This window comes from Mycobacterium sp. Marseille-P9652 (assembly GCF_902652685.1).
In the GTDB taxonomy this organism is placed as follows: Bacteria; Actinomycetota; Actinomycetes; order Mycobacteriales; family Mycobacteriaceae; genus Mycobacterium.
Genome location: NZ_CACRUY010000012.1, coordinates 108,953 through 123,458 on the forward strand (window position 1 = coordinate 108,953; position 14,506 = coordinate 123,458).

At 67.3% G+C, this 14,506-nt stretch carries 12 protein-coding genes and 2 pseudogenes; 9 read left to right on the forward strand and 5 right to left on the reverse strand.

The window, feature by feature from the left end:
• Positions 1 to 73 precede the first annotated feature (73 nt).
• The 4 genes from GPY60_RS26585 (at position 74) to GPY60_RS09800 (ending at position 2,641) form a co-directional block, all read left to right on the forward strand.
• Positions 74 to 706 carry a hypothetical protein gene (locus GPY60_RS26585; RefSeq protein ID WP_197283618.1) on the forward strand — a complete coding sequence of 211 codons (633 nt, stop codon included), beginning with the start codon at positions 74 to 76 and terminating at the stop codon, positions 704 to 706.
• 97 nt (positions 707 to 803) lie between these two features.
• Complete coding sequence (locus GPY60_RS27525) at positions 804 to 1,568, forward strand: PE family protein (RefSeq protein ID WP_156687457.1); 765 nt, start codon at positions 804 to 806, stop codon at positions 1,566 to 1,568.
• Positions 1,569 to 1,577: 9 nt separating this feature from the next.
• Positions 1,578 to 1,781 carry a hypothetical protein gene (locus tag GPY60_RS09795; RefSeq protein WP_156687458.1) on the forward strand — a complete coding sequence of 68 codons (204 nt, stop codon included), beginning with the start codon at positions 1,578 to 1,580 and terminating at the stop codon, positions 1,779 to 1,781.
• Positions 1,782 to 1,822: 41 nt separating this feature from the next.
• Positions 1,823 to 2,641 carry a hypothetical protein gene (locus tag GPY60_RS09800; RefSeq protein ID WP_156687459.1) on the forward strand — a complete coding sequence of 273 codons (819 nt, stop codon included), beginning with the start codon at positions 1,823 to 1,825 and terminating at the stop codon, positions 2,639 to 2,641.
• On the opposite strand, the gene GPY60_RS09805 is transcribed toward GPY60_RS09800, so the two are convergent.
• Both GPY60_RS09805 and GPY60_RS09810 read right to left on the reverse strand, forming a co-directional pair.
• Positions 2,642 to 2,878 (reverse strand): hypothetical protein, encoded by a 237-nt coding sequence (locus tag GPY60_RS09805; RefSeq protein ID WP_197283615.1) that lies wholly within the window; start codon positions 2,876 to 2,878, stop codon positions 2,642 to 2,644.
• Between the two features lie 13 nt (positions 2,879 to 2,891).
• The gene (locus GPY60_RS09810) at positions 2,892 to 3,542 is read right to left on the reverse strand and encodes a TetR/AcrR family transcriptional regulator (protein WP_156687476.1); all 651 of its coding nucleotides are present in this window, start codon (positions 3,540 to 3,542) and stop codon (positions 2,892 to 2,894) included.
• Positions 3,543 to 3,775: 233 nt separating this feature from the next.
• On the opposite strand from GPY60_RS09810, the gene GPY60_RS09815 reads away from it, so the two are divergent.
• The 3 genes from GPY60_RS09815 (at position 3,776) to GPY60_RS09825 (ending at position 8,325) form a co-directional block, all read left to right on the forward strand.
• On the forward strand, positions 3,776 to 6,691 hold the full coding sequence (locus tag GPY60_RS09815) for an MMPL/RND family transporter (RefSeq protein ID WP_231639539.1): 2,916 nt from the start codon (positions 3,776 to 3,778) through the stop codon (positions 6,689 to 6,691).
• Between the two features lie 135 nt (positions 6,692 to 6,826).
• Entirely contained in the window at positions 6,827 to 7,621 is a 795-nt protein-coding gene (locus GPY60_RS09820) for a maleylpyruvate isomerase family mycothiol-dependent enzyme (protein ID WP_231639529.1), read from the forward strand.
• On the forward strand, positions 7,618 to 8,325 hold the full coding sequence (locus GPY60_RS09825; protein ID WP_156687462.1) for a mycothiol-dependent nitroreductase Rv2466c family protein: 708 nt from the start codon (positions 7,618 to 7,620) through the stop codon (positions 8,323 to 8,325). The genes GPY60_RS09820 and GPY60_RS09825 overlap by 4 nt, the downstream gene beginning before the upstream one ends.
• A gap of 6 nt (positions 8,326 to 8,331) precedes the next feature.
• Here GPY60_RS09825 and GPY60_RS09830 read toward each other — a convergent pair whose 3' ends face one another.
• The 3 genes from GPY60_RS09830 to GPY60_RS09840 form a co-directional block, all read right to left on the reverse strand.
• Entirely contained in the window at positions 8,332 to 11,715 is a 3,384-nt protein-coding gene (locus GPY60_RS09830) for a pyruvate carboxylase (RefSeq protein WP_156687478.1), read from the reverse strand.
• Positions 11,716 to 11,833: 118 nt separating this feature from the next.
• Positions 11,834 to 12,829, reverse strand: a complete 996-nt coding sequence (locus GPY60_RS09835) for a glycoside hydrolase family 6 protein (protein WP_156687463.1) — start codon at positions 12,827 to 12,829, stop codon at positions 11,834 to 11,836.
• Positions 12,830 to 12,943: 114 nt separating this feature from the next.
• On the reverse strand, positions 12,944 to 13,870 hold the full coding sequence (locus GPY60_RS09840; RefSeq protein WP_156687464.1) for a TPM domain-containing protein: 927 nt from the start codon (positions 13,868 to 13,870) through the stop codon (positions 12,944 to 12,946).
• 146 nt (positions 13,871 to 14,016) lie between these two features.
• On the opposite strand from GPY60_RS09840, the pseudogene GPY60_RS27700 reads away from it, so the two are divergent.
• Positions 14,017 to 14,241, forward strand: a pseudogene (locus GPY60_RS27700) (PE family protein); the annotation flags it as partial.
• A gap of 114 nt (positions 14,242 to 14,355) precedes the next feature.
• Positions 14,356 to 14,506, forward strand: a pseudogene (locus tag GPY60_RS27705) (PE family protein); the annotation flags it as partial.

Genomic DNA, 14,506 nt, shown 5'->3' on the forward strand with positions numbered 1-14,506 from the left:
GCGGTCTGGGGCGGAGAAAAAAGGGTATTCCCTGGTGCAATCTGCTACATGACACCGTGCAACGGGAGGCGACATGACGACATCGAAGGCCGACAGCGGCACTTCCCTGCAGCTGCGAGCCGTCGAACTCCTCATCGCCGCAGCGACCCGCCTGGCGCGGTTAGCCCGCCAGGCGATCCAGCAGATCGGTCTTCCCGGCCGGCGACAGGACGACCAGCCAAAGGAACTCCGCAGCGGCGACACTGCCAGGAAGAACGGAACCGCGGGGCGACCGGTAGCCATAGCGGCGGTGAAGAGTGCGGACGCCCCGCCGGCAAAGAAGGCACCGGCGAAAAAGGCACCGGCGAAAAAGGCACCGGCGAAAAAGGCACCGGCGAAAAAGACTGCGCCGATGAAAGCGCCCGCGAAGAAGGTACCGGCCAAAAAGGCCCCGGCAAAGAAGGCGCCCGCCAAGGCCGCACCGGCCAAGAAGGACGGAGCAGTCAAAGCCGACGGCGCCCCCACCGTCAAAAGCGTTCCGAGGAAGCAGGAAGCCGCCGAACCCGCCCGAAAGGTGCCCGCTCCCAAGGCGTCCGGCACGACCGGAAAGGCGACCGCAAGCCGCGCCGGGTCCCGGAACGGGTCATCGAAGCCCAGCACTCCCCGCCCGACCGGCAACGGTGCACAGAAGTCGACGCCCGAAAGCGTCAAGGATCAGCCACAGTAGCCGTGAACTGAGGCGCCGTATCCAAAACGCCCACGCCGCGGCGCGACGCGCATAGGCTTCATGCTCACGCGCATCGACGATTGTGGCGGAGGAAGGCGTGTCACTTGTGGTGGTGGCTCCCGACGCGTTGACGGCGACCGCAGCGGAAGTCGAGACCATCGGTTCGTCGCTGGCCGCGGCGCAGCAGACGGCCGCCGGCCCGACGACCGGACTCGCGGCGGCGGCCGCCGACGAAGTGTCCGAGGGGGTGGCGACGTTGTTCGCCGCCTATGGTCAGGAGTATCAGGCGCAAATCGCCCAGGCCGACGCGTTTCACCAACGCTTTCTGCAAGCCCTGAGCTCGGCCGCCGGATCCTATGCGGCCGCCGAGGAGGCGAGCGCGTTGCTTTTGCAGGCGCAGCAGAATGTCGTGGGCGCGGTCAACGTACCCGCACAGGCGCTGCTGGCGCATCCGTTCATCGGCACGGGAAGCGCAGCCGGCACCGGCGTCGCGGACGCAGCGCTCAACAACGCCAACCTGCTTGTCGCTCGCGAATTAAGCATCTACGACTTCCGCGACTGGCGCGGGTGGGCCGCCTTCCTGCTGGATTACTCGTGGGGGCTGCCGGGCACCGCGCTCGGCTACGGCGTGAAAGCCATCAATGCGACGTACCCGAACGCCGGCTACGACCCCGCGCTCAGCCAGCTCGTGGGCTCCCAGGTCTACCGCGGCGGCATCGGGTTGCCGGGCTTTGCGACCACGATGGGCAACGTCACCACTCATCTGGGATACGGCGCGGGCGCCAATGACGTCATGATCAATCACGAAGAGGTCCACGTCTGGCAGAGCAGGATCTTCGGCCCGCTGTTCCAAACCAGTTAGGTCGCGTGGATGGCCGGCGGTTCGGTGGTGGGTACGGGCTACTGGTTGCTTCATCCGAACGAGGACTGGTTCAGTCTGGTCGAAACCGCGGCGTACTACGACAATCCATGGGAGGTGTGGGCCTACGCCAACGACCACAACTGGCCGCCACCGGGTGCCAACCCGGCGCTGCTGTGGCCGAGCTGGCCGAACCCGCTGGCACGGTACCTGTAGGCGCCTTCCTCCCAGCAATGCGAAGACCGACGACGAAACCCATGACCGCTGATGACGATTCGAGCGCGGCGAACGATGCCTCGTGTGCGGTGAGGGTCGTGCGAATGGCAGACACCAGCGGCCGGGCCGAGCGGATCGACGGATTCTTGACTCCAGAACTGGCGCGTGAGTACGCGCATCGGCGCACCCGTGCGTCGCTGGAGGAACTCCGCGATGCCGATAACGACGCGGCCGAATCAAGAAGGCGGTGGTCGCTTCTCGGCGAGGACTGCAACGTCAGCGACGGCAGCTATTGCGGCAGTTCTGAGCTCGACGCATTCATCGCCGAGCCGGCTCACGGCTACGAATGTGACTGGTGGTCAATCGATCCGACGCTACCGCGCCGCTATTTCATCAGGGCTTCCATCCAAGACGACGAAGGCCACTCGGCGTGGGTGGAGGTCTTCCGCACGGCGTCTGGCGAGCCCACGGACGACGACGTGTTGCGCCTGTGCGCCGGCGAGGCGGCGGCGGAATTCGCCAAACTCGGTCATGACAACGCCCGGCCGATAAAGGCCACCATCAGTTCGCTCTTCCATGTGCCATCCGTGCCGCGCCCGCCGACGCCGGAGAGCTGTCCGCATTGGCGCGTCGATCTCGATTTTCACTGCGGTGATGTGAAATTCGGCGGCCGGGCGTCCGGCGTCTTCGCCTGGCCCCGCCAGCCCGCCGGCGCCTTCCTGGACAACTTCATGTGGCTGTTGATCGACGACACGCTATCCGTCCGCGGCGACGGGCCAGGCTTTTCGGCCTGGTCGGAGATTGGCTACCACCAAGTCGTGGAGACCTCCGAGCCGCTGACGCATGTGCCCGCGCCCTGATTACTGATCGCTGTCGTGCATCATGGCCCAGAAGAGCCCGACCGCCGTCAGGACGCCGAGCGAAAGAACCAGTCCCACGACGATGCCGACCACGAGTCCGCTTCTGCCGAACAGCCACCAGCCCAACAGCATCGGGCCGAGGCCGTAGACGAGCCAGCCGACAGCAAGAAATGCTGCAACGACCCGCCGCCGCTGTCCCCGATCCACGGCTCCAACATCTTCGTTGAAGCCGCACAAGTCAACAGCATCCCTACAGCTCAGCACCTTCAGGTGGTTCGAGCCGGCGTGCGAGCGCGCCCGGGATATCCGTTGTGGTCACGACCAGAGCGGTCGTGAAGTCGATGAATTCCGATCGGCCGACGTCGATCTGGTGTCGATACCACTGTGCGGCCACCTCGAGGAGCCCACTTACCACCGTCAGCGCTGTCAGCATGATGGTGCCCTCGGCTCCCGCCTCGTGGCCGAGGAGCTCGCGTACCTGCGCGACCATGAGCTGAGTCAGCACGCTGATCATGTCGTGGCGGCGGCCGGCGAGGGCTTCCGCCGTCTGCAGCTCGACCAACAGCCGCGATCGGCGTGGGTCGTCGTCGATGAATTCCAACGCGAACACGATGATGGCCCGTACTCGCAATCGCAGATCGCGGGGAGAGTCGGCAAGTGTTGCCATGATTCCCGTCAATACGCGACCGAATTGGTCGTCGAACGTGGCGAGGAGCAGCTCGTGGCAGTCCGCGAAACTCTCATAGAAGTAGCGGTCGTTGAGTCGCGCGCGGGTGCTGACAGCCCGAACGCGCAGGTTGCTTACCCCGTGCTCGGCGATGGTATCGAGTGCCGCCTCGATGAGCTGTCGGCGGCGCTGCTCGCGCCGTTGCTCAGCGGTGAGCCCGCGATGCATGGCCATCGAAGCGTCGGACCTCCCAGTTTCGGCAGAACTTGCGCCACCCACCCACTTTGGTGAAGAGTATCACCAATCATATTTTGGTGAAGCTCTTCACCAGTGTCGAGGGGGCGAGGATGCGGGGATTGGCCGGATGCGTCGGATCGCTGCGACGACGGAAGCTGTGCGGCAGCGACCGGGACGACAAGCGCGCCGGCGAGTACAGCCACCGCCTTGCGAAGTTGGGTGGATTTGCCATGCGACATAAGGCATTGGTGATCGGTGGGTGGATCGGCGTGGCGGTGGTCCTGGCCATGGCCTTCCCGCAACTCGAGACTGTTGTGCGCCAGCAGTCGGTACAGCTCATCCCCAACGACGCGACGTCATTCCATGCCGCCGATGACATGGCGGCGGCTTTCGGCGAGCAGGGCGCGAAGACAACGATCGTCATCGCGATGGAAGATCCGGGTGGACTGAATCCTGCGTCACGCCAACGCTATAACGCGCTCGTGGGCGCGCTGCGGGCCGACAAAACGCATGTCCTGTTGATACAGGATCTCCTTGCCGACGCCACCACGGAGGCGCAGGCGGTCAGCAAGGACGGCAAAGCCTGGTTCCTTCCGATCGGAATCGCGGGCACACTCGGTGATCCCAAGTCGGCCGAATCGGTCGATGCGGTGCGCGCAACCGTGGCCCGAGCGTTCGCGGGGTCCTCGACGACGGCGGACGTCACCGGGCCGGCCACGACGTTTCGTGATCAGATTGCGGCCGGTGAGCACGACGCGCTCATCGTGTCGGTTGTCGCGGCCGCTCTCATCGCACTCATCTTGCTGCTCGTGTACCGGTCGGTGTTCACCGCGCTGCTGCCACTACTGGTCATCGGTGTCAGCGTGGCCGTCGCCCGTGGTGTGCTGTCAGCGCTGGGCGAATTCGGAGTTCCGGTCTCACAATTCACCATCACCTTCCTTGCCGCCATACTGCTCGGCGCCGGCACCGACTACAGCGTGTTTTTCATCAGCCGCTACCACGAGCAACGGCGCAACGGCGTCGCACCGGAGGTGGCCATCACCCGGGCCACCGGTAGCGTCGGGCGCGTCATCGTGGCCTCGGCGGCCACCGTCGCCTTGGCCTTTGCCGCCATGGTCTTCGCCCGCCTCAACGCCTTCAAGGGCCTTGGCCCCGCCTGCGCGATCGCCGTGCTCATCGGGTTTCTCGCCACCGTCACACTGCTCCCGCCGCTGTTGGCGATAGCCGCGAAGCGGGGCATCGCGGAACCCCGCCACGACCTGACGCGCCGGTATTGGAACAAGGTGGCAGTGGCCGTGGTGCGGCGGCCGGTTTCGCTGCTGGTCGCCAGCCTGGTGGTGCTGCTCGGCCTGACCGGGGCCGTCGCCACAATGCGGATCACCTATGACGACCGCGCCGGACAACCCACCACCACCGCGAGCAATCAGGGTTACCTGCTGTTGAATCGCCACTTTCCCAAAGACAGCGTCTTCAGTGAATTCCTACTGGTCAGATCCGGCACGGATATGCGCACCGCAAAAGGCCTCGCCGACCTCGACGAACTCGCGTCGCGGATCACACAACTGCCCGGGATCACCCGGGTCTCCGGTGTGACCCGTCCCGGCGGAAGCCGACTCGATCAAGCGCAATTGTCTTGGCAGAACGGGCAAATCGGCGACAAGATGGCCGGCGCGGTTGCCGACGGACAATCCCACAAGGACGACCTGGCCAAGCTGACCGGTGGCGCCGACCAACTCGCCGACGGGTTGAGCCAACTCGACACCACACTACGGCGCGCCCTGGCGCCGCTGACCGGCCTCCTCGGCCGCGCCCAGCGGACAGGCCGACAACTGCAGGAGGCCGCTCCCCTCCTGCAACAACTCAACACCGCCGCACCCGCGGTCGACCAAGCGCTGCGGAGCGGGCCGGGGTTACGGCCACAGGCCCAGCATGCCGCCGCCGCCATCGCGGCCATCGAGCCCCTGGTCGCGAACCTCAACTCCTCACCCTGGTGTGCCACGACGCCACAATGCGCGCAACTGCGCGACGAAACCCAGGTACTGCTGGAGTTGCGCGACGGCGGATTCTTCGACCAAATCAGTTCCCTGGGTGACCAATTCAGCCAGAACACCACACTGTCCGGCACGCTGACCGACATCAACACCGCCACCCGCACCATGCAACAGACGCTGGCCGCGACGGGAGACCCCGCCGATCCCGCCGGAAACATCCGCCGACTCCAAGACGGCGTCAGCCGCCTCGCATCGGGCGCCCACGCGCTTGCCGCCGGTGTGCACGCACTTGCCGACAGCAACCTCGAACAGCTCGCCGGTATGGCCAAAGTCGCCACCCAGCTACAAAGCGCGGCACGCGCCACGTCGGGATCGGACGCCGCGTCGGGATTCTACCTACCCCCAGACGCCTTCGCCGATCACCAATTCACGAGCATGGCAAGTCATTTCATATCCGCCGACGGGCGAACGGCCCGACTCGCCATCACCTCCTCTTACGATCCGTTCTCCGCCGCCGCGATGGCGCTGAACCAGCGAATCGCGGCGACGGCTGACGCCGCCAAACCCAATACGTCACTGGCCAACACGACGATCTCGATGGTCGGCTTCCCCGCCGTCAACTCCGACCTTCAACGCCTGCTGTCTGTCGACTCCAGCCGTCTCGCCGCCGCCACCCTGCTCATCGTCGGCATCATCCTGGTCCTGTTACTGCGTTCGGTCGTCGCACCGCTCTACCTGCTGGGCACCGTGGTGTTGAACTATCTCGGCGCCCTCGGATTGGGAGTGTTGGTGTTCCAGTACGGACTGGGCCACGACATCGCCTGGCCCGTGCCCCTGTTGGCGTTCATCCTGCTGGTCGCCGTCGGCGCCGACTACAACATGCTGCTCGTGTCCCGCCTCAGAGAAGAGTCGAAGGGCAACATGCGCGTCGGTGTTCTCCGCACCGTCGCCAGCACCGGCTCCGTGATCACCTCGGCTGGTCTCATCTTCGCCGCGAGCATGTTCGGACTGGTGATTGGATCGGTGGACATGATGATCCAGGCCGGATTCATCATCGGCTGCGGACTACTGCTCGACACTTTCGTGGTCCGGACGCTCACCGTTCCCGCGATCGCCACGCTGCTACGGGAGAAGAGCTGGTGGCCAAAGCGCTAGCGCCCTCCACCGCGTGCGTCAAAGACACTGCGCGAAAAACGATTTCGTACGTCGTGGGCATTACTTGACGACCGTGGAATTATGCCCGATCCTCGTTGCAGGCGGAACCGGCCGCCTGCGAAGGAGAAGAGAACGTTGACAACATCCCATGCCGGCAGCGGGGTCACCGCAGCTCTCGAGGCCTGTTACTCGTCAATGGAGGCACTGTGCGCCGACCTCAGTGACGACGAGTGGCGGGCGCAGTCGCTGTGCCCGGACTGGACGGTGCGCGACGTGGTCAACCACGTCACCAGCATCGAGGCGGTGATGGCCGGCTGGCTGCCCGAGGACGATCAGACGCCGCCCCCGTTTGAGAAGGCCGCCGAGTTCCTGCGAGATGCCGACGTCGATGGGCCGGCCTACGTCGAGGTGGTGCGCGCGGTGTACGACCGTCGGCGTGCCGATCTCGAGGCGCTGACCGACGCCGACCTGCAGCGCCCATGCTGGACCCCGGTCGGCAAAGGCACCTATGGGCGCTTTTTGCACATCCGGGTCTTCGACTTCTGGGTGCACGAGCGCGACATCACCACGCCGCTCGGGCGCAAGACCGACGACACGGGCGTCGCAGCCGAGATCGCGCTGGCCGAGGTCGAGGGTTCGCTCGGCTACATCGTCGGCAAGAAGGTGGGCCTGCCCGACGGCAAGAGCATCACCTTCCACCTCACCGGACCGATAGCGCGCGAGTTGCACGTCGCGGTCGACGACCGGGCTAAAAAGGTTGACCACCTTGACAACCCGGACGTGACGCTGAGCGCCGACTCGACGACGTTCATCCAGCTCGCCTGCGGGCGCATCGACCCGCAGGCTCAGATCGACTCCGGCGCCGTCAGCTGGAAGGGTGACGACGAGCTCGGCGACCGCGCCGCGCGCAGCCTGAGGTTCACGATGTGACCGGCCTCCCGACTTCCGTCGACTTCCACTTCGACGTCATGTGCCCGTACGCCTACCAGACGTCACGGTGGATCCGCGAGGTGCGCAACCTGACCGGCCTCACGATCAACTGGCGTTTCTTCAGCCTGGAGGAGATCAACCGGGAGGAGGGCAAGAAGCACCCGTGGGAGCGGGAGTGGTCCTACGGCTGGTCGATGATGCGCATCGGGGCGCTGCTGCGGCGCCGCTCGATGGCCGACGTCGATGCGTGGTACGAGCGCGCCGGGCGCGCCCTGCACGAAGAGGGGCACAAGCCGCACGAGAAGGCCGTCGCCCGCCACCTCCTCGAGGAACTCGGCTTTGATCCCGGGCTGGTCGACGAGGCGATCGCCGACCCGACGACCAGCGACGAGGTGCTGACCGATCACCGACGGGTGGTCGACGCCAGCGGCTACGGGGTGCCGACGCTGTTCTTCCCCGACGGGCAATGCCTGTTCGGGCCGGTGCTGATCGACCCGCCCACCGGCGAGGCGGCGGTGCGGCTGTGGGACGCCGTCGTCGCCTGGACCGAATACCCGCACCTGTACGAGCTGCAGCGCCCGAAGACTCCCGCCGACGCCCAGCGCATCGCCGAAACCTTCCGGCCCTATCTGGAGGCGCGCGACTGGGTGTCCATCAACCGCGGTGAGGTCATCAACATCGGCCACCACCAGGCGAAGCGCTGACGGAGGTCAGCTCAGCACGACGAGCAGGTCTCCGCCCTCGACCTGAGCGGCGCGCGACACTACAACCCGTTGGACGGTGGCGTCGTTCGGCGCCGTGATCGGGGCCTCCATCTTCATCGCCTCGATATTGGCGATGGTCTGGCCGGCGCTCACCCGGTCGCCCTCGCTCACCGTCACCGTGACGACCCCGGCGAACGGTGCGGCGACGTGGTGCGGATTGGTCCGGTCCGCCTTCTCGGCGACCGGGACCGTGCTGGCGACGCTGCGATCGCGCACCAGCACCGGGCGCAGCTGGCCGTTGAGGATGCACATCACCGTCCGCATCCCGCGCTCGTCGGGTTCGGAGATGGCCTCGAGCCCGATCAACAGCTCGACGCCTCGCTCGAGCTTGACCCGGTGCTCCTCGCCCTGGCGCAGGCCGTAGAAGAACTGATTGGCCGACATCTGTGAGGTGTCGCCGTAGAGTTCGCGGTGCTCCTCGAATTCGCTTGTCGGGCCGGGGAACAGCAATCGATTCAGGGTGGCCTGGCGCTTGGGCCCGGTCAGCGACAGGGCGGCCTCGTCGTCCGGCGTCAGTTCCTGGGTGGGCTTCGCCTGGCCGCGGCCGGCCAGCGCGGCGGTGCGCAGCGGCTCGGGCCAACCGCCCGCCGGATCACCCAGCTCGCCGCGCAGGAAACCCAGCACCGATTCGGGAATGTCCAATTGGGCCGGATCGGAGGCGAATTCGTCCGCGCTCACGCCGGCACCCACCAGCGCCAGCGCGAGGTCGCCGACCACCTTCGACGTGGGGGTGACCTTGATCAGCCGGCCCAGCACGCGGTCCGCGCCGGCGTAGGCCTCCTCGATCTGTTCGAACCGATCACCCAGCCCCAGCGCGATCGCCTGCTGCCGCAGGTTCGACAACTGCCCGCCCGGGATCTCGTGATGGTAGACCCGCCCCGTCGGCCCGGGGAGCCCGGATTCAAACGGCCCGTAGACCTTTCGCAGCGCCTCCCAGTAGGGCTCGAGTGCGCACACCGCCCCGAGCGACAGGCCGCTGTCGTACTCGGTGTGCGCCGCGGCGGCGACGATCGAGCTCAGCGCGGGCTGGCTGGTGGTGCCGGCCATCGGCGCGGCGGCGCCGTCGACGGCGTCGGCCCCGGCATGCCACGCCGCGACGTAGCTGGCGAGCTGCCCACCCGGGGTGTCGTGGGTGTGCACGTGCACGGGCAGGTCGAAGCGATCGCGCAACGCACCGACGAGCCGTTCGGCGGCCTGGGGCCGCAGCAGCCCGGCCATGTCCTTGATTGCCAGCACATGCGCGCCGGCGTCCACGATCTGGTCGGCCAATTTCAAGTAGTAGTCCAGCGTGTAGAGCCGCTCGCCCGGATCGGTCAGGTCGCCGGTGTAACACATCGCGACTTCGGCGATGGCAGAACCTGTTTCGCGCACGGCATCGATGGCGGGCCGCATCGACTCCAGGTTGTTCAGCGCGTCGAAGATACGGAAGATGTCAATGCCGGTAGCCGTCGCCTCCTGCACGAACGCCGACGTGACGAGCTCGGGATACGGCGTGTAGCCGACCGTGTTGCGGCCCCGCAGCAGCATCTGCAGGCAGATGTTCGGCATCGCTTCGCGCAACGCCGCCAGCCGCTCCCAGGGATCCTCCTTCAGGAAGCGCAGCGCCACGTCGTACGTCGCGCCGCCCCAGCACTCGACCGACAGCAGCTGCGGCATCGTGCGGGCCAGGTAGGGCGCCACCATCACCAGACCGTTGGTGCGCACGCGGGTGGCCAACAGCGACTGGTGCGCGTCGCGGAACGTCGTGTCGGTGACGCCGACGGCCTTCGACTCCCGCAGCCAGCGTGCGAAACCCTCCGGCCCCAACTCGACGAGGCGCTGTTTGGACCCGGGCGGCGGCGCCGCGCGCAGGTCGACGTCGGGCAACTTGTCCTGCGCGTACACCGTCGACGGACGCGTTCCGTAGGGCTTGTTGACGGTGACATCGGCAAGGTAGTTCAGGATCTTGGTGCCGCGATCGGCCGAGGCGCGCGCGGTGAGCAGTTGCGGCCGTTCGTCGATGAACGACGTGGTGACGCGTCCGGCCCGGAAGTCGGGGTCGTCCAGAACCGCTTGCAGGAACGGGATGTTCGACGACACCCCGCGAATCCGGAACTCCGCGATGGCCCGTCGCGCCCGGGCCACCGCCGTGGCGAAGTCACGGCCGCGGCAGGTCAGTTTGACCAACATGGAGTCGAAATGCGCGCCGATCTCGGCGCCGAGGTTGGTGCTGCCGTCCAGCCGGATGCCCGCGCCGCCGGGGGTGCGATAGCCGCTGATCCGCCCGGTGTCGGGCCGGAAGCCGTTGGCCGGATCCTCAGTGGTGATGCGGCACTGCAGCGCCGCGCCGTGCGGGCGCACGTCCTCCTGACGCAGGCCGAGGTCGTCGAGCGTCTCCCCGGCGGCGATGCGCAGCTGGCTCGAGACCAGGTCGACGTCCGTGATCTCCTCGGTTACCGTGTGCTCCACCTGGATTCGCGGATTCATCTCGATGAAGACGTAGTTGCCGTCTGCGTCGAGCAGGAACTCCACGGTGCCCGCGCAGGTATACCCGATGTGGCGGGCGAAAGCCGCCGCGTCGTTGCAGATCTTGTCGCGCAGCTCCGGGCTCAGGTTCGGCGCGGGCGCCAGCTCGATGACCTTCTGGTGGCGTCGTTGGACGCTGCAGTCACGCTCGTAGAGGTGGATGACGTTGCCCCGGTTGTCGGCCAGAATCTGCACCTCGATGTGGCGCGGCTTGAGCACCGCCTGCTCGAGATACACGGTCGGGTCGCCGAAGGCCGACTCCGCTTCGCGGCTGGCGGCCTCGATCGCCTCGGGCAGGGCGTCGACATCCTCGACGCGGCGCATCCCCCGCCCTCCCCCGCCGGCAACTGCCTTGACGAACAACGGAAAACGCATACCGCCGGCAGCCGCCACCAGGTCATCGACCGAAGCGGACGGCGCCGACGATTCGAGGACCGGCAACCCGGCCTCGCGCGCGGCCGCGATCGCGCGGGACTTGTTCCCGGTCAGTTCGAGCACCTCGGCGCTGGGACCGACGAACGTGATGCCGGCGGCCTTGCACGCCGCGGCCAGGTCGGGGTTCTCGGACAGGAACCCGTAGCCGGGATAGATGGCGTCGGCCCCGGCGCGCCGCGCGGTCGCGACGATGTTGTCGATCGACAGGTACGCGCGCACCGGATGGCCGACGTCACCGATCTGATAGGACTCGTCGGCCTTGAGTCGGTGCTGCGAGTTGCGGTCTTCGTGCGCGTACACCGCAACGGTGCCGATGCCCAGTTCGTAGGCGGCGCGAAACGCGCGAATGGCGATTTCGCCGCGGTTGGCGACCAACACTTTTGAGATCATCATGCCCCTCTACTGCTTCACTCGGGGCACCCCGACGAGCGCCGATTGCTGAGTCCTGGAGAACCGAACCATTATCGGCGCCAATGGCGCGTTCCACCAACCCCCGGTGCAGGCGCCGCTACTGGCCGGCCCTCCGGGCCAGATCGATGGCGTACTGATTGACGAAGGTGCCCGCCGGGGGATCGCCTTTGCCGCAGGTCCCGTCGGATTCACCGGGACGTTTGATCCACAGGTAGGCGTCCGCGTGCGCCCCCGCGGTGGCCGCGGTGGGTGGGGTGCCCAACGCCCGGCCGCTGGGGTTGCACCAGTTGAGGTCGGAGTCGGGCGCCGGTCCGGCGCCGTTGCGTGACGTGTCGACCACGTAGTGCGAACCGTTCGTCAGCCCGGAAATCGCCTCGCCGTAACCGATTTCGTCGGCGGTGGAAAAGAAGTTCGCGGTGTTGACGCTGAAGCCCCGGGCGTGGCCGACTCCGGCATTGTTGAGCCTGGCGGCCATGTCTTCGGCGCTGTGCCAACGGAGGTGACCGGCGTCGACGTACACGGCCGCGGCCGGATCCCGGGACAGCGTGTCGACGGCGTAGCGGATCAAGTCGTACCGTTCCTGACGCTGATCGCCCGACAGGCAGTCGGCCATGGCAAGGGCATCCGGCTCCACGATGATCGCCGTCCGCGAGCCGCCAATGTCGGACGCAATGCCGTCGATCCACGAGCGGTACTCGCCGGCCGACCCGAAGCCGCCCGCCGCGAAACTCCCGCAGTCGCGGTGCGGGATTCCGTAGAGCGTGAGAACCGGGATGGCGCCGGCGGCCTGGGCGTCGCCGGTGTACTTCGCGACGGTGGCCGCGGACGAGCCCGGAACGATCCAGTAGGCCTGCGGCGTGTTGGCGACGGCGGTCAACTCGGGACTCGGCGGATCCGCGCTCTGCGCGGCACGCATGGCGGCCGACGTCGGGTTGACGTAGAACGGCGCCCCGGCGAGCGGGTTGGCCTCGCTGACCAGGCGCACCTCGGAGCCGGGACCGACCCGCGGCGGGTCGACGGGGGAGTTCGTGCCGACCGCAGCCGCGACCGTGAGGAGAGCAAAGATCCACCGCGCGAGGGCGCCAGAGAACATCACTTGAGGGAACCTAGCGCTCCGGCGTGTCGGGCGCCACCTGCCGCGGCGCGACCGGCACGGCGCGTAATGGCCGGGACGCCAAACACATTGCTACCCTTGCGGTCCGGCCGATCACCGTGTTGCTCGACGTCGCGGCCCGGCACGGTGGGCCCCCAGCACGTCGGCGTTCGCGAGCGATTGCGCTTGAGCCGCCAGCGTCGATGCCCGGTTGGCGTAGGCGATGGCGTCGGCGGCTTGCGTCGCGGCCGTGCCCTGCGCCGCCGACCAGTACCGTTTCGCCTCGTCGAGCCGGGCCCGGGCGTCGGCGCCGATGCTCTCGCGGTGCCGGGCGACGTAGTCCGAGATCTGGCGCACCCGGGCGTCCGCGGTGGACAGCGCCTGCGCCAGGGGGTCGTCGTGTCCAACGTTCGGCCCATGTCCGGCGTCGAGGCGCCCCGACGCGCGTCGGCGATGCCGCGCTCTGAGGAAAAACGCCACGGCCACGACCGCGAGCACGACGACCAGGACGCCGATCGCGATCGGCAACCACGAGCGCTTGGGTGAGCTCGCGGGCTTGTCCGCGGCCGCCGGTTTGTCCAAGCCGTGGGCCGCGGCGATCGCGGCCAGGCTCCAGTCCTTGGCGTTCACCGCCGGTTCGATGCGTGTGGTCCGCACACTGTCCAGCTCGGCGGGTGTGAGGCCCTGAATCGCCGGCGGGACGGTGAACGTGTACGCCTTGGTGTTGGTGGCCACGGCGAGCAGCGCGTCGTGATCGCTCATTCCGCTGGCAGTGCGGGTTTGCGCGGCCCAGTTCTCGGGTTTGAACCGGCTGAAGTTGTCGACGTAGACCACCCACAGCTGGATGTGCCGATCACGGTAGAGGCGGTCGATCGCCGAACTCACGGCGGCCCGACCCGGACCCGTCAACGCCCCGGCGTTGTCGGTGATGTGATCGGGATCGGTCAGCTGGAACGGCGGCTGGGCGCCGGCGGGCGACGTCGCGAGGAACCCCGCCGCGAGCACCGTCAGCACTACACCAATAAAGCGAACGACACGCATACGAGAAATTTAGCCGTCGATACCCGGTCCGGCCGGATCGAGCTCAAATCCGCGGAGCCGATGAATGGCGTGTGGCCTTACATTTGCCGACCGGGTGAAATACAGTTGACGCTTCGAATTGCCCCGTTGTATCGATGGGAGCCGCGATGTCGACTTTCCTGATCACAGCACCCGAGGCCCTCGCCACGGCGTCGGCGGATTTGACCGGGATCAGGGAAGCGATCAGCCAGGCAACGGCGGCATGGGCGCCGTCCACCAAATATGTCGCGGCGGCGGCCGGTGACGAAGTGTCGGCGGCGATCGCGCGGTTGTTCGGAAACTATGCGGAGGCCTTTCAGGCCGTGGACGCCCAGGCGGCGACGTTCCAGGAGCAGTTTGCTCAGGCGCTCAACATCGGCGCCGGCTCCTACGCGGCCGCCGAGGCGCTCAACGTGTGGCCGCTTGACGTCCTGGGGTTGTCGGCCCGGCTCGACAGCCTGCTGGCTGTGGTCAATGGACAAAGCCTGGCGCTGACCGGACGACCGCTCGTCGGCAACGGCGCCAACGGCGCCCCCGGAACCGGCGCAAACGGCGGCGCCGGGGGCTGGCTGGTCGGCGACGGCGGGGCCGGCGCGTCCGGCGCGCCCGGCATGGCCG